The sequence below is a fragment of the Nereida sp. genome, assembly GCF_965655635.1.
Taxonomy (GTDB): domain Bacteria; phylum Pseudomonadota; class Alphaproteobacteria; order Rhodobacterales; family Rhodobacteraceae; genus Nereida.
In genome coordinates, this window is record NZ_CBFHHE010000003.1 from 23,609 (window position 1) to 45,540 (window position 21,932).

At 54.0% G+C, this 21,932-nt stretch carries 23 protein-coding genes and 1 tRNA gene; 9 read left to right on the top strand and 15 right to left on the bottom strand.

Annotated features, from left to right (window positions below; translation table 11 throughout):
• The first annotated feature begins 7 nt into the window (after window positions 1-7).
• Complete coding sequence (locus ACTF5M_RS01540; protein WP_438959348.1) at window positions 8-862, top strand: class I SAM-dependent methyltransferase; 855 nt, start codon at window positions 8-10, stop codon at window positions 860-862.
• 5 nt (window positions 863-867) lie between these two features.
• On the opposite strand, the gene ACTF5M_RS01545 is transcribed toward ACTF5M_RS01540, so the two are convergent.
• The 3 genes from ACTF5M_RS01545 to dapE all read right to left on the bottom strand — a co-directional run bounded on the left by ACTF5M_RS01545 (window position 868) and on the right by dapE (window position 5,809).
• Entirely contained in the window at window positions 868-2,250 is a 1,383-nt protein-coding gene (locus tag ACTF5M_RS01545) for a lytic murein transglycosylase (protein ID WP_438959349.1), read from the bottom strand.
• Window positions 2,251-2,354: 104 nt separating this feature from the next.
• Complete coding sequence (rnr, locus tag ACTF5M_RS01550; protein ID WP_438959350.1) at window positions 2,355-4,640, bottom strand: ribonuclease R; 2,286 nt, start codon at window positions 4,638-4,640, stop codon at window positions 2,355-2,357.
• Between the two features lie 23 nt (window positions 4,641-4,663).
• Window positions 4,664-5,809 (bottom strand): succinyl-diaminopimelate desuccinylase, encoded by a 1,146-nt coding sequence (gene dapE, locus ACTF5M_RS01555; RefSeq protein WP_438959351.1) that lies wholly within the window; start codon window positions 5,807-5,809, stop codon window positions 4,664-4,666.
• Between the two features lie 120 nt (window positions 5,810-5,929).
• Here dapE and ACTF5M_RS01560 point away from each other — a divergent pair, with 120 nt between their 5' ends.
• Window positions 5,930-6,991 (top strand): transporter substrate-binding domain-containing protein, encoded by a 1,062-nt coding sequence (locus tag ACTF5M_RS01560; protein ID WP_438959352.1) that lies wholly within the window; start codon window positions 5,930-5,932, stop codon window positions 6,989-6,991.
• Between the two features lie 16 nt (window positions 6,992-7,007).
• Here the strand turns inward: ACTF5M_RS01560 and ACTF5M_RS01565 are convergent, their stop codons facing one another.
• On the bottom strand, window positions 7,008-7,352 hold the full coding sequence (locus ACTF5M_RS01565) for a hypothetical protein (RefSeq protein ID WP_438959353.1): 345 nt from the start codon (window positions 7,350-7,352) through the stop codon (window positions 7,008-7,010).
• Window positions 7,345-8,172: a 2,3,4,5-tetrahydropyridine-2,6-dicarboxylate N-succinyltransferase gene (dapD, locus tag ACTF5M_RS01570; protein WP_438959354.1), complete on the bottom strand. Its 828-nt coding sequence runs from the start codon at window positions 8,170-8,172 to the stop codon at window positions 7,345-7,347. Before dapD ends, ACTF5M_RS01565 begins: the two co-directional genes overlap by 8 nt.
• An 84-nt stretch (window positions 8,173-8,256) precedes the next feature.
• Here dapD and ACTF5M_RS01575 point away from each other — a divergent pair, with 84 nt between their 5' ends.
• The gene (locus ACTF5M_RS01575; protein ID WP_438959355.1) at window positions 8,257-9,093 is read left to right on the top strand and encodes a TIGR00730 family Rossman fold protein; all 837 of its coding nucleotides are present in this window, start codon (window positions 8,257-8,259) and stop codon (window positions 9,091-9,093) included.
• Here the strand turns inward: ACTF5M_RS01575 and ACTF5M_RS01580 are convergent, their stop codons facing one another.
• Complete coding sequence (locus tag ACTF5M_RS01580; protein WP_438959356.1) at window positions 9,094-10,110, bottom strand: LacI family DNA-binding transcriptional regulator; 1,017 nt, start codon at window positions 10,108-10,110, stop codon at window positions 9,094-9,096.
• Window positions 10,111-10,215: 105 nt separating this feature from the next.
• Between ACTF5M_RS01580 and ACTF5M_RS01585 the strand changes: the two genes are divergently transcribed.
• Window positions 10,216-10,291: transfer RNA gene (locus ACTF5M_RS01585), tRNA-OTHER, on the top strand.
• A gap of 1 nt (window position 10,292) precedes the next feature.
• On the opposite strand, the gene ACTF5M_RS01590 is transcribed toward ACTF5M_RS01585, so the two are convergent.
• Together ACTF5M_RS01590 and ACTF5M_RS01595 are read right to left on the bottom strand one after the other, a co-directional pair.
• On the bottom strand, window positions 10,293-10,991 hold the full coding sequence (locus tag ACTF5M_RS01590) for a winged helix-turn-helix domain-containing protein (RefSeq protein WP_438959357.1): 699 nt from the start codon (window positions 10,989-10,991) through the stop codon (window positions 10,293-10,295).
• A complete protein-coding gene (locus ACTF5M_RS01595; protein WP_438959358.1) occupies window positions 10,969-11,250 on the bottom strand; it encodes a hypothetical protein in 282 nt (93 codons plus the stop codon). The genes ACTF5M_RS01590 and ACTF5M_RS01595 overlap by 23 nt, the downstream gene beginning before the upstream one ends.
• 160 nt (window positions 11,251-11,410) lie before the next feature.
• Here ACTF5M_RS01595 and ACTF5M_RS01600 point away from each other — a divergent pair, with 160 nt between their 5' ends.
• The 3 genes from ACTF5M_RS01600 to ACTF5M_RS01610 all read left to right on the top strand — a co-directional run bounded on the left by ACTF5M_RS01600 (window position 11,411) and on the right by ACTF5M_RS01610 (window position 13,735).
• Window positions 11,411-11,836 carry a hypothetical protein gene (locus ACTF5M_RS01600; protein WP_438959359.1) on the top strand — a complete coding sequence of 142 codons (426 nt, stop codon included), beginning with the start codon at window positions 11,411-11,413 and terminating at the stop codon, window positions 11,834-11,836.
• A gap of 71 nt (window positions 11,837-11,907) precedes the next feature.
• Window positions 11,908-12,519 carry a ribonuclease HII gene (locus tag ACTF5M_RS01605; RefSeq protein ID WP_438959360.1) on the top strand — a complete coding sequence of 204 codons (612 nt, stop codon included), beginning with the start codon at window positions 11,908-11,910 and terminating at the stop codon, window positions 12,517-12,519.
• Between the two features lie 109 nt (window positions 12,520-12,628).
• Entirely contained in the window at window positions 12,629-13,735 is a 1,107-nt protein-coding gene (locus ACTF5M_RS01610; RefSeq protein ID WP_438959361.1) for a site-specific DNA-methyltransferase, read from the top strand.
• 102 nt (window positions 13,736-13,837) lie between these two features.
• On the opposite strand, the gene ACTF5M_RS01615 is transcribed toward ACTF5M_RS01610, so the two are convergent.
• Both ACTF5M_RS01615 and ACTF5M_RS01620 read right to left on the bottom strand, forming a co-directional pair.
• On the bottom strand, window positions 13,838-14,956 hold the full coding sequence (locus ACTF5M_RS01615) for an alkane 1-monooxygenase (RefSeq protein WP_438959362.1): 1,119 nt from the start codon (window positions 14,954-14,956) through the stop codon (window positions 13,838-13,840).
• 68 nt (window positions 14,957-15,024) lie between these two features.
• Entirely contained in the window at window positions 15,025-16,005 is a 981-nt protein-coding gene (locus tag ACTF5M_RS01620) for an A/G-specific adenine glycosylase (protein WP_438959433.1), read from the bottom strand.
• A gap of 155 nt (window positions 16,006-16,160) precedes the next feature.
• On the opposite strand from ACTF5M_RS01620, the gene ACTF5M_RS01625 reads away from it, so the two are divergent.
• Together ACTF5M_RS01625 and ACTF5M_RS01630 are read left to right on the top strand one after the other, a co-directional pair.
• On the top strand, window positions 16,161-16,667 hold the full coding sequence (locus tag ACTF5M_RS01625) for a DUF721 domain-containing protein (RefSeq protein WP_438959363.1): 507 nt from the start codon (window positions 16,161-16,163) through the stop codon (window positions 16,665-16,667).
• Between the two features lie 5 nt (window positions 16,668-16,672).
• Window positions 16,673-17,317, top strand: coding sequence for a DsbA family protein (locus ACTF5M_RS01630; RefSeq protein ID WP_438959364.1), 645 nt, complete (start codon window positions 16,673-16,675; stop codon window positions 17,315-17,317).
• On the opposite strand, the gene lpxK is transcribed toward ACTF5M_RS01630, so the two are convergent.
• From lpxK to ACTF5M_RS01655, 5 genes are all read right to left on the bottom strand, one after another.
• Window positions 17,314-18,294: a tetraacyldisaccharide 4'-kinase gene (lpxK, locus tag ACTF5M_RS01635; RefSeq protein ID WP_438959365.1), complete on the bottom strand. Its 981-nt coding sequence runs from the start codon at window positions 18,292-18,294 to the stop codon at window positions 17,314-17,316. The two genes, ACTF5M_RS01630 and lpxK, sit on opposite strands and share 4 nt — an antisense overlap.
• A gap of 3 nt (window positions 18,295-18,297) precedes the next feature.
• Window positions 18,298-19,500, bottom strand: coding sequence for a 3-deoxy-D-manno-octulosonic acid transferase (locus ACTF5M_RS01640; protein WP_438959366.1), 1,203 nt, complete (start codon window positions 19,498-19,500; stop codon window positions 18,298-18,300).
• Window positions 19,457-19,702 carry a DUF4170 domain-containing protein gene (locus ACTF5M_RS01645; RefSeq protein WP_438959367.1) on the bottom strand — a complete coding sequence of 82 codons (246 nt, stop codon included), beginning with the start codon at window positions 19,700-19,702 and terminating at the stop codon, window positions 19,457-19,459. Before ACTF5M_RS01645 ends, ACTF5M_RS01640 begins: the two co-directional genes overlap by 44 nt.
• Window positions 19,703-19,774: 72 nt before the next feature.
• Window positions 19,775-20,545 (bottom strand): inositol monophosphatase family protein, encoded by a 771-nt coding sequence (locus ACTF5M_RS01650; protein WP_438959368.1) that lies wholly within the window; start codon window positions 20,543-20,545, stop codon window positions 19,775-19,777.
• The gene (locus ACTF5M_RS01655) at window positions 20,538-21,881 is read right to left on the bottom strand and encodes a TldD/PmbA family protein (RefSeq protein WP_438959369.1); all 1,344 of its coding nucleotides are present in this window, start codon (window positions 21,879-21,881) and stop codon (window positions 20,538-20,540) included. Before ACTF5M_RS01655 ends, ACTF5M_RS01650 begins: the two co-directional genes overlap by 8 nt.
• Window positions 21,882-21,932 lie beyond the last annotated feature (51 nt).

Genomic DNA, 21,932 nt, shown 5'->3' on the forward strand with positions numbered 1-21,932 from the left:
TTTACGTATGATTAACCAACGTATTGATACCCGTGCGATCGGACTTGATGTCGGCCTGAAATTTATGTCGTGGCTGACGGGCGCTGAAAACCTTCACTACGGACTATGGACCGGTCTCGAGGTGAATGCCGCCAACCTTGGTGCGGCGCAGGCTGCCTATACCGATAAACTTTTCAAGCTTTTACCGCCCGCACCGGCGCGTATTTTAGATATCGGTGGCGGGGCACGTGAGACGGCGCGTAAGTTGATCGATCTTGGCTATGATGTTGATATTGTCGTGCCCTCAGAATTCTTGGCGACGCGGTGCCGCGAGAACGCGCCTGCCGCCCGTGTACACTTGATGAGGTTCGAAGATTTCGAAACGGCTGATCGTTTTGATGTCTGTCTATTTTCTGAAAGCTTTCAATATATTTCTGTCGATCAAAGCTTGCCGAAAGCGAATACCTTGTTGCGGCAAGGCGGCGTGATTGTCATCGCCGATTGCTTCCGCTCGGAAAATTTTGTCCGTGAGGATTTAAACCATAAAGTTGGCGGGTGGCATGCGCTTCAACTCTTCCAAGATGCGGTGCCGCGACATGGTTTTGCTGTGACGTCTGAGGAAGATATCACAGCGGCGGTCGCCCCATCTGTTGATCTTGAACAGCAGCTCTTCAACGTAATCGGTTTCGCTACGACGCGCATCGATGCAGAGTTGCAGGCCAAAAAGCCAAAAACACGGTGGCTTATCGCGCGGGCATTTGGCGTTTTTTCAAGCAAGCGGCGGCGTGTTCGGCTTGACCAACGGCTGAACCATAAAACCCGCAATGCAGATGCGTTTTGTTACAACAACCGGTATCTGATGCTGATCTTAGAGCGGGCTTAAGTCCTTTAGCGCAGGGCTTTGAGTATGCTTAATGACGGGTAGCCATCCGGTATTGCGCCCACGCTTCGTTGATATGCGCGGACGGCACTAATCGTGTTTGGTCCTATTTTACCGTCCACGCCTTGGGTGCTAAAACCCGCAGCGCTTAGCCGTTCTTGCAATTCTTTACGCTCTGCAAATTTCAGGGCGCGGTCACCACGTGGCCATGAAGCGCGGATCGGGCCGCCACCTTTAAGGCGGTCTCCAAGATGACCGACACCGATCACATAGGCGTCCGCTGTATTATAACGCTCAATCACGTTGAAGTTTTTGAAGATCATAAAGGCTGCACCTTGCGCGCCGGCGGGCAAAAGAAGCGAGGCGGCGCCATAATCCCGCACTCTTTCCCCGCTCATATCGCGCACACCAAGGGCCGCCCAGTCTGAGGGCATCTTTTTGATCTTCCGGCTTGCCAGTCCATAGTTGAATCCACGTGGCAGCTGTACTTCAACACCCCAAGGCATGCCTTTGACCCAGCCAAAGCGCTTCAAATATGCTGCTGTTGATGCAAGCGCATCTGTTGGATCATCAGACCAAATATCGCGCCTGCCGTCGCCTGTGAAATCTACCGCATAGGCCAGATAAGAGGTTGGGATGAACTGTGTGTGGCCCATTGCGCCCGCCCAAGAGCCGGTCATGTTCCGCGGACTGACGTCACCGTTATCAAGGATCTCAAGCGCTGCGATCAGTTGCTGTTCAAAGAAGCGGCCGCGTCGACCATCAAAGGCCAAAGTAGCCAGTGCTTCGATAATGTCTTCGTTTCCGCGAAACTCGCCGTAGGCGCTTTCAAGGCCCCACACGGCTGCAACGATTTCTCGCTCAACGCCGTATTTCGTCTCAATTGCGTCAAAGGATCTTCGGTACTTGCGCAATGCGGCTTTGCCGTTTGTGACCCTCGATGCAGAAGCAGCACTATCGAGGTAGTCCCAAATTGTTTTGGTGAATTCAGATTGGTTGCGATCTCGTTCAATAATTTTTGCGTCGTAGCGGACGCCTTCAAACGCGTTGTCGATTGTGAGCTGTGAAATACCTTTGGCGCGCGCGCGCGATTTGAACGATCGTACCCAACGGGTAAAGCGTGCGTTGTCTTGTGTGGTGCTGGCTTGGACCAAAACGGCTTCCTTCTTGGGGGCAACCTGCGTGCTAGCGCTGCGCAATTTGGGCCGAAGGGATCGGCCTTGCAGTAACGTGATGGGTTGGGTTGCTTGCGCCGCAGTCAGTTGCACCGCTTGGGGTATTTCGCGCAACGTCGGGCGCAAAGACGAGGTTGGCGCATTGGCTTGCGCAGGCAAAACGAGCACACATGAAAGTGCAAATGACGCCAAGATCGAAACTTTTAAGCACCGCATAGCATTCAGCCCGCCTGATAAAGTACCCTTGTTCTTAGCAGATTAGTCGCCGTTTTTGGGGCAAACGCAAGTGATGCGGCGAATTGTTGCGTGTTCAGGCCTAATCAGCTGCGCGTGCGCGTTACTTTGCGCTTGGTTTTGGCGGCTTTCTTCTTGAATTTACTGCCCTTTGGTCCCGAAGATTTTCCTTTAGGACCAGTCTTACCTCGGCCATAGCGTTTTTTGCCTGATGGCCCTTTGGCTATTGTCTCACCATCGATTGTGAGCAGTTCAAGCTCAATCCCGCCAGTCATAGCGACCGCTTCGGCCAGCCGCACGGTAACACGTTGACCGAGGCCGATCACACGACCCGTGTCGCTGCCCATCAGGGTTTGTTCATCCGCATCGTGGTGGAAGTATTCAGAGCCAATTGTGCGCACAGGCACCAAACCATCTGCGCCCGTTTCATCAAGCTTCACAAACAGGCCAAAGCGCGCTACGCCACTAACCCGACCAGAAAATTCGTTACCAACGCGTTCAGTCAAATAGGTGGCAAGATAGCGATCAGTTGTGTCGCGCTCAGCAACCATAGAGCGGCGCTCTGTATCGCTGATTTGTTGCGCAGTTTCTTGTAGGTTTTCGATATCAAACGGCGATAAGCCGTCTTTGTCCCAGCCGTGTGCTGTCACAAGCGCGCGGTGCACAATCAAATCTGCATAGCGGCGAATAGGTGATGTGAAGTGTGCGTAGTTGCGAAGCGCCAAGCCGAAGTGCCCAAAGTTCTCTGGGAAGTAGTAGGCCTGTTGCATGGATCGCAGGGTGCTAATGTTGATAAGCTCCGCGTGCTCGCCGCCCGCTGCATCGTTCAGCAATTTGTTGAGATGTCGGGTTTGCAGCACCTGACCCTTGGCCAAATTAAACCCGCTTGATTGTGCGGTTTCCCGCAGGCTTTCCAGCTTTTCTGGCTTTGGCTCTTCGTGAACGCGGAACAAAAGCGGCTGTTTGCGCGCGATCAGTTCTTCTGCGGCGGCGACATTTGCCAGTACCATGCATTCTTCAATCAGGCGGTGCGCGTCCAGCCGATCTTTGAAATTCACAGACTGGACCTCGCCGTTTTCCGCCAGCTCAATGCGGCGTTCGGGCAGGTCAAGATCAAGCGGACCGCGGCGTTTACGTGCCTCAACGAGTGCTTCATAAGCTGCATAAAGTGGGCGGATGACGTCATCCATAAACGGCGCGACACGGTCATTGATGCGGCCATCCATCGCCTCTTGGACCTCTTCATAATGAAGGGACGCGTGAGATTTCATCAGCCCGCGCACAAACCGGTGCCGCAGTTTTTCGCCAGAGGCATCAAGCACCATTTCAACGGCGATACACGCGCGCGGTACGCCTTCATGCAGACTGCACAGGTCACCAGACAACCGGTCAGGCAGCATCGGCACCACGCGGTCAGGAAAGTAAGTTGAATTGCCCCGCTTGCGTGCTTCGCGGTCAAGTTCCGAACCCGAGGTGACGTAGTGGGCCACATCGGCAATGGCGACCCAAAGGATATGACCGCCTGCGTTTGCGGGATCGGGGTCAGCCATGGCAAAACAGGCGTCGTCGTGATCGCGTGCGTCTGATGGATCAATAGTGATCAATAGCAGATCCCGCAGATCGGTACGTGTGCCTAAGGGGGCGGGTTTGTGGGCGTCTGCCTCCGCCAGCACATCACTGGGAAAATCGTCAGGGATGGCGTGTTGGTGGATGGCGATCAAAGACACCGCTTTGGGTGCGGTCGGGTCGCCAAGTCGCGCTGTAATTCGTGCCCGTGGCAGACCCATGCGGCCCTTGGGACCGGCGGCTTCGCCTTCGACCAACTCACCGTCTTTTGCGCCACCCGTGGCATCTGAGGCCACTGTCCATTCGCGATCTTGCTTTTTGTCTATTGGTTTGATGCGTCCATCTTCGGCGGACTTTTTGAAGATGCCGACAACTTTTGCAGCCGCTTGCCCAATGCGCCGAATAACGCGGGCCTCATAGGTATGATCGCCGCCTTTTACTTCGGTCAGCTTGCCCAAAATGCGATCACCGGCACCAAGTGCAGGATCAGTTGCGCGCAAAATCATGAGAACTATGGGCTCAACACCTTCGCCGTGCCATTCCAGCGGACGTGCAAAAAGGTCACCATCAGCGTTTGGTGCAAGCACCTGCAACCCAGAGACGGGCGGTAACTTTTCAGGATCAGAATAACTGCGCTTGCGCTTGGCCAGATGACCCTCTGTTTCAAGCTCTTTGAGCATTCGCTTTAGGTCGATGCGGGCAGCCCCTTTGATGCCAAACGCACGCGCGATATCGCGCTTGTTGGATCGGGTCGGGTTATCTTCGATCCATTGTAGCAGATCGGCGCGTGTAGGAAGTGTGCTCATAGGCCGAGGCTTATCACGTCCTGCTATGCGAAGTAATCCCGAAGGATGCGTGCATAGATTGTTTTGAGTTGGTGGATATGGGCAATCTCAACGTGTTCATCGACTTGGTGCATTGATTTGCCAACCAGCCCAAATTCAACAACTTGGCAATGATCTTTGACAAAGCGCGCATCGGACGTGCCGCCAGACGTGGACAGCGTCGGTACGCGGTTTGTCTCAGCCTGAACAGCGGCGGCCACCATATCGGATAGTGCACCCGGAGGCGTGATGAAGCTCTCACCGCTGATCTTGATGTCTACTGAAACGTCAATTTCGAAGGCCTTGCTTATTTCGGCGGCCTCGGCATGCAGCCATTCAGAAACAGTTTCACCGCTGTGCAGGTCATTGAACCGGATGTTCACAGCGGCTGTTGCCGCGGCAGGTATGACGTTTGTTGCGGGGTTGCCCGTATCGATTGTGACGACGGCGATGGTCGATGGGTCAAAGTGATCGCTACCTTGGTCCAGCTCATGGCTTGCGATGCGGTCAACGAGGCGCGCAATGGCAGGAAGCGGGTTGTTGGCGCGATGCGGGTACGCCGCGTGCCCCTGTTTGCCAGTCACCGTGAACCACGCAGTGAGCGAACCGCGACGCCCAATTTTCATCATGTCACCCATCTCATCAGGGCAGGTCGGCTCACCAACAAGGCAGACGGACATCTGTTCGTTCTGTGCGTCCATCCACTCTAGCAAAGCGATGGTTCCGTCCAATGCGGGGCCTTCTTCGTCGCCTGTAATTGCCAAAATCAACGAGCCGTCGGGCGGTGTGTCGCGAACGTGGTCAATGGCGGCTGCTGCAAATGCTGCTACGCCTGATTTCATGTCAGTTGTGCCACGGCCATACATCGTACCGTCCACAACCTCGGCGCCAAAAGGGTCAAATTTCCAGGCGACTGCGTCGCCGATTGGAACCACATCCGTGTGACCATTAAAGCCAAACGTTTTGCTATGGCCTTTGGTTCCCCAACGGGCGAATAGGTTTGCGGTCTCACCACGGTCAACGCGGCTACATTCAAACCCCGCCTCAGAAAGTAGCTTTTCAAGCAACACAAGCGCGCCGCCTTCCGTGGGCGTTACACTGGGGCAACGCACAAGATCGGCGGTAAGCTGAACGGGATCGACTGGGGACATTAGCGCACCTGACTGTTGTAGACAGCTTTACCTACCGCCGGGCGTAGGCGGATGCAAACCTAAGCACAGGTGTCACGCTTGAGCCTTTGCAATGGCGCTTTGCTGAGTTAGGTATTTGGCATGTTTTATCAGTTTTTTGTTACCCTTGCTTTGATTGTTTTGCCAACCGTTGGCACCCCCCAGTCATTTGACCCCATTGTCGTCGCGACAGTCACGCGTGCACCCTTTTCACTTGTGGAAGGGGGCAAAGAGACCGGATTTAGTGTCGATCTGTGGAGTGAAGTGGCTCAGGGTATTGGCCGTGAAACCAAAATTATCCGGTTTGAGCAGTTTGCGGATATGCTGGACGCAGTTGAGACAGGGCGAGCGGATTTAGCAGTTGCGAACATCTCGGTTACGTCTGCGCGAGAAGAAGCATTTGATTTCTCGCGCCCTATTTTTGCCAGCGGTTTACAGATCATGGTGCCGGCGGGTGGCAATAGCCTTAGCATCTGGTCCATTCTGTTTTCGACGGATGTGTTGCTGGCGGTCATCGGGGCGTTTGCGTTGTTGTTTGGCGGCGGCATGATCATGTGGCGCCTTGAACGTAATGCGCAGCCGTATTTTGAAGGCACCGCCAAACAGATGGCGTTTCCGGCGTTTTGGTGGGCGCTTAATCTGGTGGTGAATGGTGGCTTTGAGGAGCGGGTACCACGGACCGCTTTGGGGCGCATTTTGGGCACATTTCTGGTGGTTGCATCGTTGTTTCTTGTGTCTGTTTTTGTGGCGAAAATTACATCGGTTTTGACGGTGAATGCGATTACATCATCGATTAACGGACCGGATGATCTTTATGGGCAGCGGGTTGCAACAGTTGAAGGTTCGACCGCGGCGGCGTTTTTGGATGGGCGCGATATCCGCCATGTTGGGTATGAAGGGTTGGGCGGTCTGCTTGAGGCATTTGAAAGCGGCAAAGCAGACGCTGCGGTTTTCGATAGTCCAGTTTTGACCTACTACACCTCAATGATAGGTGAGGGTGTCGGACAGATGGCGGGGCCTGTGTTTATGCGCGAAAACTATGGCTTTGCTCTGGCCTCGGGTAGCAGTCTTGCAGAGCCCGTGAACAGGCTGCTGCTGCGCTTGTGCGAAGATGGAACCTACGCGCGCCTTTATCGAAAATGGTTTGGAACGAACCCGCAGTAAGGCACGTTGGCCCCAGTTATTTCTGTTCGTCAAAGAATGGGGTTAGTTGTGCCACAACGACCGAGTTTTCGTCCAAGGCGCGCTGCATCAAGGCGCGCTCATCATCCGAAATATTGTGCCCTTCAGCAAGACGTTCTTCAAGCGTGCCATAGCCGGAAACATCCAATGGGGCGAGGTCTGCTTGCTTCAAGATAGCAACGGCCTCTCGTACTGCTTCGGCCTCATCAACGCCCGATGAATAAAGCATAAGCGCCCCGCCGGTTGCCCCGTCTGGCAAGCCGTCGCCATCCTTGCGGCCCACTTGGACCAGCAAGGTATAGGCGAAGTGGGGACGCTTTTCTTTTTTGGGTTTATCAGTCACGCAACAGCTCGTTGATAGATGTCTTTGAGCGGGTTTTTGCGTCCACCTTTTTCACGATCACGGCACAGTAAAGGTGCACGCCGTTTTTGGACGGCATTGAGCCTGCGACAACAACGGAACCTGCGGGCACTTCGCCGTAAAAGACATCGCCTGTTTCGCGGTCAAGGATCTTTGTCGATTGGCCAATGAACACACCCATACCCAAAACAGAGCCTTCGCGCACGATGCAGCCCTCAACAACTTCAGAGCGCGCGCCGATGAAACAATTGTCTTCAATGATTGTCGGGCCGGCCTGCATTGGCTCCAACACGCCGCCGATGCCAACGCCGCCAGACAGGTGAACGTTTTTGCCGATTTGCGCGCAGGAGCCAACAGTTGCCCATGTATCAACCATGGTGCCTTCGTCGACATAAGCACCGAGGTTCACAAATGATGGCATCAACACAACACCTGGCGCGATAAACGCTGATTTGCGCACAACACAGTTTGGCACCGCGCGGAAGCCTGCGTCTTTCCACTCAGCGTCGCCCCAGCCTTTGAATTTACTGTCAACTTTATCCCACCAGCCAGCGCCTTGTGGGCCACCTTCGTGCTGTTCCATGTCTTTGATGCGGAAGCCCAAAAGTACGGCCTTTTTCGCCCACTGGTTCACATGCCAGCTGCCATCATCGGTCTTTTCAGCGACACGCAGTTTGCCGCTATCCAAAGCAGCCAATGTGCTTTCAATGGCATCGCGGGTTTCGCCAGTGGTGGACGGTGTGATGGTATCACGTGCATCCCATGCAGCTTCAATGGCGGTCTCGAGTTGGGCGTTTGACATGTGTCTCTCCAATTGGTGACTGGTCACAGATTATCGGTGGATATAGACACAAGGGGTAATCGGCGCAATCAGGAAGGCCATTCTATGACGAAGCACCGCAAGCATACTTTACGCGGCAGTACCGAAGACCGTGAAGCCGCCAGCCATATCCCTGATACGCCACAAACGCGCAGCCCTGGTTATGCGCTAGCGTTTGCTGATGACGCGTTTATGTGCCGTGAAGAGTTGCGCCCCATGCGCCTTCAGCTTGAGTTGCTAAAGCCCGAACTTGGTCTGGATGAAGAAGGCGTCAAATCAACGGTCGTGATGTTTGGCGGTGCGCGCATTGTTGAGCCATCAAAAAAGGCTGAGGCCCGTACCAAAACGCTCGCTGATCTATCGGTGTTTTATGACGAGGCGCGCGAGTTTGCCCGGCTGATGACCCTTAAGGGCAGTGATGGTGAGAACATGATCGTCACGGGTGGTGGCCCCGGCGTCATGGAGGCCGGAAATCGCGGTGCGCTTGATGCGGGCGGCCGATCAATCGGTCTGAATATTGTGTTGCCGTTTGAACAAGCGCCGAATGAATATGTGACGCCCGAGCTTTGTTATAACTTTCATTATTTTGCGATCCGCAAGATGCACTTTTTGATGCGCGCCAAAGCGATCACCGTGTTTCCGGGTGGTTTTGGCACCCTTGATGAGCTGTTTGAGGCACTGACGCTTATTCAAACAGGCCGGATGGAGCGCGTGCCATTCTTACTGTTTGGTCGCGCGTTTTGGGAAAAAATTATCAATTGGGACGCATTGGCGGATGCGGGCACGATTGCTGCTGATGATCTGGATCTGTTCCGCTTTGTCGATACCGCCGCAGAGGCTGTTGAGTTGATTGAGACGTGGGACGGCGCGGGCGAAAAGCGCGGCACCATCCCGGGTCGGTAATTACCTGTGTAGAGTGTCCCCTGCTGAGATTACCGGCTCAAGCTCAATGATCTGTGGGTCTTGGGGTGCATCCGCGCTGTAGCGTGCGGCGATGATTTCTGCCGCTTTGCGACCAATTTCAAGACGGCACGCATCCATCGTCGCCAGCTTGGCAGGTAGGCCTTGCAGCAACTCAACCCCGTTAAAACCCGCCAGCCCCACATCGGACGGAACATCAACGCCCTTCTCGCGCAAATGCAGGAGGCCACCCGCACCAATCATGTCATTTGAATAATAAAGGAAATCCAAATCGGGCGTACGCGACAGAATTGCCTCTGTCATCTCGCGGCCCTTAGCAAGGGCTGAGCCGCCGTCGTAAAATTCCTGATCTGCGATCTCAATACCGTGCTTTGCAAGCGTTTCTGTGAACCCTTCAAACCTTTTGCGGGCGCGGTGGTCCATGGGCATTTTGGTGCCAAGAAAACCAATCCGTTTATATCCTTCTTTCGCAATTGCCTTAGCCATCATTCGGCCAGCGCGCCTGTGCGAAATCCCAACGCAGCTGTCGACGGGTGTGCCATCTACGTCCATAATTTCGACGATTGGGATGCCACTTGCCTTCATCATGGCCCGGGACGCATCAGAGTGTTCAAGGCCGGCGATGATAACGCCCGAAGGACGCCATGACAGCATCTCGAAAAGGACCTGTTCTTCTTTGCCGGGCTTGTAATGTGTGATGCCGACAACTGGCTGTAAGTCAGTCTGGTCCAACACTTCACTAATGCCCATCATCACTTCTGGGAAGACCATGTTGGACATCGATGGAATGATGACTGCAACTAGATTGACCCGCTGCGATGCAAGTGAGCCTGCGATTTTGTTGGGAACATAACCAAGCTCTTTGGCGGCGGCTAAAACCTTCTCGCGGGTAGAGGTCGATACATCCCCGCGGTTACGTAGCACGCGGCTAACAGTCATTTCAGAAACGCCCGATGCTTCAGATACATCGCGCAGGGTAAGTGGCCTTTTAGACGTCACAGTGGTCGTCCCTCAGTATGTCAATCTGTTGAATGTTAGCGGCTATCATTAACAAAGTCCAAGGGTTGAATGGAGCAGGCATTTATCCGATGGTCACATTCGCACGGCCCCGTGGCTCAGCAGGATAGAGCAGCCCCTCCTAAGGGGCAGGTTGCAGGTTCGAATCCTGCCGGGGCCGCCAACTATACCATTCTGATGACGGTGCTATCGATCGACAGCATATAGCCTTTGCGCGCGATGTTTTTGACCAGTAACTCGCTTACCATTTGGTTGCCTAGCGCATCTCGAAGGCGTTTGATCCGTGTTGCGCCTGCCGCTTCGTCGCAATCTGATGAAAGGCGCCCAGATATCATCGCCTCCAGTTCGGCCCCGTTCAGGATGTCTCCGTCCATACGCGCTTCGGCCAAGACACTTAGGGTTTCGATCGCCGCAGGGGTAAGCTTAAATTCCATATTGTTGAGGTAAACCGTGTTTTCCTCGCGGCTAATCAACAGGCTGTTCACTTCCATGCCTGTACGCTCAATTGTCGCCATGCGTTTGTTCAAGCCCACAAGCATTAGCAAAAAAGTGAGTGCGGCAATAAGCAGAGCGGTCGCAAAAATGAGCAGCACCAAGATAACCATCCGGTAGCTTGCGAGGGTTTCAGAGAACGCAGTGCCAGAGCCCGCGAGTATTTCCAGAAGCTTGATTTCTGCGCCTGACGTTAGATCGTCGTTTGCAATAAAAAGTGCTTCAACACGCGCGTTGAACATTCCGGCATCTGGCAGTATAAAAACCAAAAGGAACGCAGCCAACAGCAAAATGACGATCACACTGGTGATGCCAATTGCCACTGTGCGGCTTCCCAAAACGCGGGCATCAGTAACGGAGGAAGAACGCACCAGCAGCCTCCTCTTTTGTGTTGAGTTGCGCCTCACTAAAAACAGACAGAACCGTTAGCAGTGTCCAGTTTTTCTGTTCAAGACGTGCGGCCAGCACTTTTGCAGCGGCTGCGACGTTGCAGCTATCGTCGGGTACTTGTGCCACGCCGTAATGAAGCCTCAATGGATCATCCTGCTTGGCTTTATAGTCTGCGTAACAGGCTGCCTGAGCAGGCACGGTAAGAACAGCGGTAAATAACAATGCGATAAGAATTTTCATACCTATCATAAAGCGTCACTCGTCGCGGATATTCAATAACAGCGCGCGGGTTATCGCCTAACAGCTCGGCGATATTGAGCAACATTGTGACTGCTGAGCATGGTCGCTTCATCATGCTTGCGGGCCGTCCCAAGCACAATTCAACGTATGGAGCACCCAAATGAAACGTTTCTTGATTACTACTGTTACCGCAATTTCTATTGGCACCACATCAATTTCGGCATCCGCGACCCCTGCACGAGCAGGCGGCTCCGATGTTGCTGAGGTGCTTGGTGCTTTGGCATTATTTGCGATCATCGCTGTCGGGATCGAGCACGAAAGAAAGTCTGAAAAGAAAAAGCAACACACCACAAAACCGCGTGTTGTCCGCCAACCGGTTGCTCTTCCAGGACGCTGTGTTCGCCGCTTAGAGAATAATCAAGGCACACGACGTGTTGTGGCGCGGGGCTGTCTGGAGCGTCACTATGCAGCAGCAGGATCATTGCCCCGTTATTGCACGACACGGTTCAAAAATGCGCGGGGCAACACGCGCAAGGGGTATGATTTGCGCTGCCTACGGTCGGATGGCTACCGCGTTATTCGTTAAGCCCACCAAACTGTTTGGGCCGCCTGTGATCCGCTCTGGTCTCGGGCGGCCGTTTTTGGTTTAGGAAGACTATGAAAACATTCCCCACATTCGATCTTGAAAGTGAACTTTACACATCAGGCCACGCGCGCATCATCGGCGTGGATGAAGTGGGCAGAGGGCCTCTTGCAGGACCGGTCGTTGCAGCGGCAGTGTGGCTTGATCCAAGCAATATTCCAGATGGGCTGAACGACAGTAAAAAAGTGCCGCTGAAACGCCGCAACGCCCTTGCTGAGCTTTTGCCGCAGATCGCTGATGTATTTATTGGCGAGGCGAGTGTGGAGGAAATTGATGAGTTAAACATTTTGCGCGCCAGTCACCTTGCGATGGAGCGTGCTGTCGCGGGTCTCAATGTACCGGCAGATTTTGCGCTGGTTGATGGCAATCTAATCCCGCGCGATCTTGCGGTGCCTGCCCGTGCAGTTGTCAAAGGCGATGCCATTTCACAGTCGATTGCGGCGGCGTCCATTGTTGCAAAAGTGCGACGCGATCATCTCATGTTGTCTTTAGCGCAACAGTACCCGGGATATGGGTGGGAAAAGAACCAAGGTTACCCGACTAAGGCGCATCGAGAGGCGCTCCAAAATCTTGGTGTAACCCCACACCATAGACGTTCGTTCAAACCAGTACACAATATGTTGTGACAACAAATTTTTCTAACATATTGATTCAAAAAAGAAATTGACCACGAATCGTCTCTGACTCATGTTGGTAGAAACAAATGACCACACAACGTGGCACTATGAGGCAGACATGACAAAGACAAAAACAAAGGCAGCCCAGGCGGCGCTGCCCCTCAATACTATTTTGGACGGCGACTGCATTGAGCGGATGAATGCACTGCCTGAGAACAGTGTAGACCTGATTTTCGCAGACCCACCCTATAACCTGCAATTGAAGGGTGAGTTGCACCGGCCGGACAACTCTAAGGTCGATGCGGTTGATAACGATTGGGATCAGTTCGACAGTTTTAAAGCATATGACCGCTTTACACGTGACTGGCTTGCTGCGGCACGCCGCTTGCTCAAGCCAAATGGTGCGATCTGGGTGATTGGCAGTTACCACAACGTGTTCCGCATGGGCGCTGAACTGCAGAACCAAGGGTTCTGGATTTTGAACGATGTAGTGTGGCGCAAGTCTAACCCAATGCCGAATTTCCGCGGTAAACGCCTGACCAACGCGCATGAGACGTTGATCTGGGCGTCAAAGCAGGAAGCCAGCAAATATACGTTCAACTATGAGGCGCTGAAGTCGTTGAACGAAGGTGTTCAGATGCGCTCTGATTGGGTCTTACCAATTTGCACGGGCCATGAGCGCATTAAGAACGAAAACGGCGACAAAGCGCATCCAACACAAAAGCCGCACAGCCTGTTGCACCGTGTTTTGGTGGCGACGACAAATCCAGGTGATGTGGTTCTTGACCCATTCTTCGGCACGGGCACAACGGGCGCTGTTGCCAAGATGCTTGGCCGCGAGTTTATCGGCATTGAGCGTGAAGCTGAGTACCGTGCAGTTGCTGAAAAACGTATCGCTGCGGTTCGTAAGTTTGACAAAGATGCGCTTCAGGTTACGCAATCAAAGCGTGCTGAGCCACGTGTGCCGTTCGGCCAGCTTGTTGAGCGCGGCATGTTGCGTCCGGGCGAAGTTCTTACATCGCCACGTGGTCAGGTCGCAAAAGTACGTGCTGACGGAACACTGGTTGCGCACGATGTGAAGGGGTCTATCCACCAAGTAGGCGCCGCGATTGAGGGCGCGCCAAGCTGCAACGGCTGGACCTATTGGCACTACAAAAACGAAGGTCAAAAGATGCCAATTGATGTTCTGCGTCAGCAAATTCGCGCTGAGATGAAGAACATCTAAACCCCCTAAGTTTACAACAGTTACCGCCAGCGCTTGCGATTTTTCACGCCAGCGCACACCTTACCCTCGTCTGCTTTTCAAAAGCGACGGGGGTTTTTTTGTTTAGCGGGGCGGCGGATTTGAACCGTCATTATAGGGCTGCCAATCTGTGATCTGTGGATAGTGCTGTTTGCGCCATTGCCGGACACGCTGGTTCATGCGCCTACGCCAAAGGGGTGGGATCATGGCCAGCATTGTCATCACGGGGTAACCGTACGGCAATTGCGGGGCCTCTTCTGTGCTGTAATTCTGTAAAAGCGGAAACCGGCGGTCAGGTTTGTAATGATGATCTGAGTGCCGTTGAAGATTTATCAGAAGCCAGTTTGATGCCTTTTGCGCTGCGTTCCACGAGTGATGTGGCTTTACATGCTCATATTTGCCGTCACCAATATGCGCCCGCGTCAGGCCGTAGTGTTCAATGTAATTCACCAGTTCGAGCTGCCAAATGGCCACGGCGGCTTGCAACACAAATAACCCGACCCCGACAAAACCACCCAGCACAAAGGCAAGCGTAAGCATGCCCAATTGCAGTGCCCAATATTTGAAAAACGGGTTGCTGGGGTGCGTCCAAGTTTTGGATTTGCGAGCAAGCATCGCCGCTTCTGCCCTAAATGCTGACTGCCAACACGCCCGCAAAACACGTGGGAAGAATCTGTGAAACCCCTCGTTATATCGTGCGGTAACAGGGTCACGCGGGGTAGCAACGTAGCGGTGGTGAACCAAAAGGTGCTCCGACCGAAAGTGTGAATAGAGCGCCATGGCCAACAAGATGTCCGCCAAAACACGCTCAATCTTGGGCTTTTGATGCATCAGCTCATGACTGTAGTTGATGCCAACGGTACCGGTAATCACGCCCATCCCGACAAACAAAAAGACCACTTCCCAAGTGGCCAGATGCCCAGAGTGTAGCGTGAACCAAAGCACACCAAAGAGCGTGCAAAACTGTACTGGCGCCCAAATCAGTGTGATTAAGCGGTACCAAAACAGATATGTGTCTGAGGTTTGTGGATCCTCGTTTTGCTCGTTCAATCCAGCGAAAGCATCAACGATCGAAAAGAGATCCCACGCGGCAATTGGTAAGGCGAAAACCCAAACGCCACCAAATACTGCACCGATCCAGATCAATGGGATCAGCCCGAGCGATAGCCAAAAAGGCAGCGCTTTGCTGAATGATGATGCCATTTGAGAACCCTCCGAAACATTTACTTAGCTACAGTATATTAAAAACAGCTTTAGGCTCAAATATGGCGTTATGCCTCGCGGGCGATATTCCAAACCTTGCGCATTACAGTGGGCAGGGCCGATGGTTCAAACGCATGCTTTTCAACCCAATGGCGGCCTGAAACCATCGGTAAACCTTCAACTGTTGCGACCATTACGTCCAATCGCAGATGAAAGTGGGTAAAGGTATGCAGGGCCTGTGCGTTCACTTTCGTCCATGTCATATCAAGCGGTGGTGCGGGCGATGGCTCGTCGCCCCAGTCACTGGTAGGCCAGCCGAGCATACCGCCAAGTAGACCTTTTTCGGGACGGGTTTCGAGCAGTAACGCGCCTGTATTGCTACGAACCACATAGGCAATCCCGTGGCGGCTTGGTTTAGGCTTTTTGGGCGTCTTCTTGGGCAGTTCTGGGGCAGTTCCGTTTTGACGCGCCAAGCAGGGTGTCCGCCATGGGCAAATGCCGCAAGCGGGGTTCTTTGGGGTGCAAATGGTGGCGCCCAAATCCATGACGGCTTGGGCGTAGTCCCCTGCACGGGCGCGTGGCGTCAACTCAGCTGTTTTGGCATATAGTTCAGGTTTTGCGACAGGCAGAGGCGTATGAATATCAAAGAGGCGTGCCACCACGCGCTCAACATTGCCGTCCATCACAGGTGACGGCTCATCGAACGCAATCGAGGATACTGCGGCGGCAGTATAGGGGCCGATGCCGGGTAGTTTAATCAGCTCATCATAGGTTTGGGGGAACGCACCGAGTTGGGAGACTGCGCGTGCGCATTTGAGCAAGTTGCGCGCGCGGGCGTAGTATCCAAGACCCGCCCAATAGGCCATGACATCAGCGTCTTGCGCAGCAGCAAGGTCATCGACTGTTGGCCAGCGGTTTGTGAATTTGATGAAGTAGTCACGGACTGTCGCAACAGTGGTCTGTTGCAACATGATTTCTGACATCCACACACGGTATGGATCGGGCTTTACGCCAGCTTGCTTTGCAGCGGGTGGCGTGCGCCATGGCATTTCACGGGCGTTGATGTCATACCATTGCAGTAGGTCGTCGCTGTTTGGGTGTGTCACAAAGGGACGCCTTTTTGGTAAGATCGGACAGATTCGGAGCGCAGTATCTTGCGTCTGCACCATAAATTAGAGCCAAATTCAGTCGGAACAATAATCCCATGCGGCGATACTCTACAACCAAAGGCTTCAAGACGACGTCCTCTCTTTTGCAAAAGCGCATTAGAAATGCGTCGGAAAGCCGTGGGTTCGCGCAAACACGCCTACTGACCAATTGGGAAGAGATCGTTGGCGCAGATATTGCGCAATGTGCTGTGCCGATTGAAGTAAAGTTTGGTCGTGGTTTTGGTGGGACGCTGACTATTTTGACAACAGGCGCGCATGCTTCGCTGTTGCAGATGCAAGTGCCGCAAATCCAAGATAAGGTTAATGCATGTTACGGCTACAATGCCATTGCAAAAATCCGGATTACGCAAACCGCGCCAACGGGCTTTAATCAGGGTAGGGTTCAATTCGGGGATTCACAAACGGCCAAGGCACAGCCGCCCGCCGAAGTTACCAAAGCTGCTGACAATGTCGTGTCTGATGTCGCGGATGATGGATTGCGCCTTGCGCTTGCCGCGCTTGGGGCCAATGTTATGCACAAGTCAAAGCGCAAGAATAGGTGAGTAAGATGAACAAAGGTTTTCTGGCAATAGCAGCCGTAATCGTAGCGGTTGCCGGGGGGGCTGGTTGGTATTTTGGCGGCTCAAGCGAGCCTGCCGAGGCAGCAGTTGAGACAGTAGCAATGGTGGACGGGGTACAAGAGATGACCCTTGGTGCGGATGATGCACCCGTCGAGATCATTGAGTACGCCAGCTACACATGTCCGCATTGCGCGCGTTTTCACGAAGGCCCGTTCAAGCAATTGAAGACGGACTACATCGATACGGGCAAAGTGAAATTCACCTACCGCGAAGTGTATTTTGATCGCTTCGGGCTTTGGGGTTCAATGGTGGCCCGATGTGGTGGCGAGCAAAAGTTCTTCGGCATCACCACTGAACTTTATGCACAGCAATCTGAGTGGGCGCGTCTGCAAGACCCCGTCGCCATCGCGGATGCCTTGCGCAAGATTGGCCGTACAGCCGGGATGAACAACGATCAATTGGACGCCTGCCTCAATGACGCAGAGCAGGCTGAAACGCTTGTGGCTTGGTACGAGGCAAATGCCGCCCGTGACGGCATCTCATCGACGCCGTCTTTTGTTATTGATGGGCGGACCTACTCAAACATGAACTTCGCTGAGTTTCAGTCAATCATCGATGAAAAGTTGAACTAAAGTCCGAGCCGATCCAGCAACGCGTTAATTTCAGCCTTGTCGTGAAATGCAAGTCGTACTGGCAAAGCTAACACTTTACTCCTAAAGGCGTCGGGCAATCGCACGGCGTCTTTTTCCGTTGTGACCAATTGTGCAGGCAGGGCGCGGGCCTCTGCCTCAAGACGGGCCATCAGGGTAGGTGTTAGTGGTTGGTGATCGGCCAAAGCTTCGGCGCGCTTTATATCCGCGCCAGTAGCTTTCAGTGTGGCAAAAAACTTCTCTGGGTGACCGATACCTGCAAAGGCCAGCACTGGCAGATCGGTCCAGACCATACCGGTTTGTAGTGGGACAAGATGTCCTGTGACATGCGGGCAGTGGATGGTTTTCCCCCATTGCTCCTCAAAGGTTTTCTGTGCCGGCTGTGGCCCGATAGAAAGTAGTAAATCCGCCCGTTTCAGTCCCGCTTGAACCGGTTCGCGTAGCGGTCCAGCAGGTATTGTCCGACCATTGCCAAAGCCCTTTACGGCGTCAACGACAACAATACTTGCGTCCTTGGAAACATCAGGGTTCTGAAAGCCGTCATCCATCAAGATGACATCAACCCCAAGTGTATCTGCCAAAGCGGCCCCTGCTGATCGATCTTTGGCTACAATCGTTGGGGCAAAAGCAGAAAGCAACAAAGGCTCATCGCCTACTTGATCAGCAGTATGTTGGGGGGTGACTAGGATAGGCCTTTCAAGGCTGCCCCCATAGCCGCGGGACAAGCAAGCGACGCTGTTGCCGCGCTCGGTTATTTGTCGAATGAGTGCAATGGTAGTCGGTGTTTTGCCTGTGCCACCTGCGTTAATGTTGCCGACACAAATGGTCTTGGCCTGCGGTTTGGTTTTGGCGGGCTGTGCAACACGGCGCTTGGTCGCCAAAGCGTACAGCGACCCCAAAGGTGACAATAACGCACCACGAATATCTGTTGGCCGGTACCAAAATGAAGGCGCGCGCATCTGTCAGACCCCGATTGCATCAAGTTGGTCGTTCAGTATCGCAAGTACCCCGTCAACAACAGGTGCAGCTTGGGTTGCGACATCCCATGCACGGTGTGCAAGCGTCGCCTGTCTGTCTGGGGCCTGCAGCTCGATCACAGCGCGTTCTAAATCTGCGTCACTGCGCACGGGATGTGTGGCTTGCATTTTGGCCAGTGACCGAAAGGCATCCCCATGTGGCGCGGTGCTTTCACCGTGTATGATCGCCGCCCCGAGCGAGGCTGCGTCCATGGGGGAACAGCACATCCCATCAAAGCTGCCACCCATAAAGACAACTGGCGACAGTCTCAACCAAATGCCCGGGTCTTGGTCAGTATCCACAACTAGGACCTGGCTGGCTTCTGATATTGTCTCGATCTGGCTACTAAGCGCCACGTTCCATCCGTTTTCTGCGAATTTCGCTGCGGTTTCAGCAGCATCATTCTGGGGCATTAAGATCAGAAGTAACCGATGGTTGTTTGCCATTGCCGTGCGGTGGGCTTTGGAAATGCGCTGCATATCGCGTGGTCCTGCATCAATAGCCAGCCAAACTGGACGGTTGTGCAGGTGGGCTGCATAACGTTCAATGTCTTGAGGTGCGGCAGGCAGAGGCGTTGATAGTGGACGGAGCTGACCCGTCTTACGCACTGCGTCTGCATTTGCGCCGTTCTTGATCACAGCGTTGGCGGCCTCACGATTGAGGGTGCAAATTTTGTCAAAATGCGCAAATACGGATTTGCGAAGCCCGAATGGCCATCGTGAGCCACGTCTTTCCGCAGCGGCCTCGCTTAGGTTCAACAGCGTTTGTGGAATACCCGCCGCACTGATTTTTTGCACACTGGTTGCGCAGCTTGCGTCGCCCGCCCACACGACTAAATCTGGCGTCCAGTGTTTTAGTGTTTTGCCGATCCGTGCATCCAGCACTTCGTCAAGATGGGTCGGTGTGTGCGGATTAAAAATCACAAACGTGCCATCGCCTCGTTCCTTACGGAGCAACGGTTCAAGCGCGTGAATTGCCTGACTGTAGTGCCCGCTTGGGTCCAGCGCCAGTATCAGAGCTCCGCTAGGTCGCGCAGGCCAATCCTTGGGGCCACGGGTTACGCCCGGTTGGCCAGAAGGGAGGGCTGTGCGGATCACGTCGGCCTTAAAGCCCGAGTTCTTCTGTCGATGAGGTGGGTGTTGCCTCATCACGCAGACGGTGCAAATGCGCGATGAAGTAACGCATGTGCGCATTGTCTACGGTGCGCTGGGCCTCGGATTTCCATGCGTTATACGCGGCTTCATAGTTTGGAAAAATTCCGACGATGTGAATATCGTTTACATCTTTGAAGGCATTCTTCGTGGGGTCGATAAGCTCTCCGCCGAAAACGAGGTGTAGGCGTTGTGTCATTGGTTTCTCCGCTTGGGGGTAGATAATGTTGTACGTACCATAATGCCGCAGGCAAAGCGCGTAAATGATGGATCAGGCGAGTGCCTTAATAAGCTCTTTGTGAACCGTTGGCCCTGCCGCAACCATGCCAGAAAGCTGTGGTGTCGCATTGTTGAACACAGGTTCTTCATTGTGCCTGCCTGTGACAATGCCGCCTGCTTGTGTAACCAACAGGCTGCCTGCGGCTACGTCCCATTCCCAAGTCGGGCGCAAAGTAAGCATCGCATCAAAACGACCCTCCGCCACTAGCGCCAATCGGTAGGCAAGTGATGATCTAAATGCAGGCTCAACATCAGGCACTTCACCGCGCCAGTGGTGTTGGTCAAAGTTTGGCTTGGCCGCCAGCACAGTGGCGCCGCTGATTTCGGTGCGCCCGCTTACCTTGATTTCCTGACCGTTCAATTTGGTAGGCACGTCACGGGACGCGGTGTACATTTTGTCGAGCATCGGCAAATAGACCACCGCCGCAACGGGCCTGCCGTCTTCGACAACAGCTAGCGAATGTGCCCACGTATCAGAGCCCGCGATAAACGCGCGTGTGCCGTCAATTGGGTCAATTACGAAAACGCGTGATTTATTGCGTCGTGAGGTGTCATCCTCGGTTTCCTCGGACAGCCACCCGTAATCGGGACGCGCTGCGGGCAATGTCTTTTCCAGCATTTGGTTTACGGCCAAGTCCGCCTCAGTGACGGGGCCCGCGTTGTCAGATTTTTCCCAGACTTGTGCGTCAGATTTGAAAAAACCACGCGCGATTTTTCCAGCCTCTCGGGCGGCGGTGGCCAATAATTCTAAATCGCTAGGCACCTGCTAATGTCATCCCGTCAACAAGCAGCGATGGCACTACGTAGTTTAGATGCGCGTGCGCGTCATTTGCAGGGATAATCGTGCCAAGCATTGCCTTGAGATTGCCCGCGATGGTGCACTCGTTCACGGGATACGCGATCTCACCGTTCTCCACCCAAAAGCCGGATGCCCCGCGTGAATAGTCGCCGGTATTTGGGTTGATGGTTGAGCCAATCATCGATGTTACCAAAAGGCCGGTGCCCATATCGCGGATTAGGTCACTGCGGCTTTGTGTGCCTTGTGTAAGGCTGATGTTGGTCGTGCCTGGACGCGGCGGCGATGACGTGCCGCGCATCGCGTTGGCTGTGCTTTCCAACCCCAACTGCCGCCCAGTAGCCAGATCAAGTGTCCAGCCTGTCAGGGTGCCTGCCTCGACAATAGCGCGCTGCTTTGTGGGCAGTCCTTCGGCATCAAACACACGGCTTCCGGACACACGGGCGCGGTGCGGGTTCTCTGTGATTGATAGATGCTGTGGCAAGACCTGTTGGCCCAATGCATCGCGCAGCCATGACGAGCCGCGTGCGATACCAGCGCCGTTCACAGCGGACAAAAGATGCGAAATCAGGCTTGATGAAATGCGCTCATCAAACAGAACTGGATATGTTCCGGTCGCAGGCTGTCGTGCGCCTGTGCGTTCAACGCAGCGCTCACCGGCAACGCGGCCAATGTCTGCGGCACTGCGTAGCTCGTTTTGGAAAATACGCGCGTCAAAGTCATAATCCCGCTCCATTTCAAGATCTGTGCCGCTGATCGCCACGCATGAGATTGAGCGGTCTGTGCGCGCGTAACCCGCATTGAACCCAAGGCTGTTTGCAACATGGATGTCACGTGCAGAGTAGCTGGCTGAGGCGGATTGGACTTGTGCGACGCCGTTGATTGCACGGGCCGCTTCTTCTGCGGCCTGCGCGTCATCTTGCAGAGTTTTGGCTGATGGCTCCGGACTTGGGTCATGCAATTCCAAGTGGGCGACATCTGTGTTTGTCGCCAGCTGAGCGCGGTCCGCAAGCCCTGCATAGGGATCGGCGGGCGCAACTTTTGCCATCGCAACCGCGCGTTCTGCCATTTCAGAAATGGCGCGGTCACTGCTGTCAGAACTTGAGATGCATGCTTGCTTTTGACCAATGAAAACCCGTAGGCCCAGATCAATCCCTTCGGATCGTTCTGCTTGTTCCAGCTTGCCTTCACGCACATCAATCTCAACGGCAGTGCCCTGAACGGTCAACACATCTGCTGCATCGGCGCCTGCCTGTTTCGCAGCGTCGAGCAGGGCTTGGCTTAGTCGCGACAAATCGTGCATGAGGTGTTCCTTGGTCTGAAGTTCAGCGTTGCGTAACGTGGTGCCTGCCAG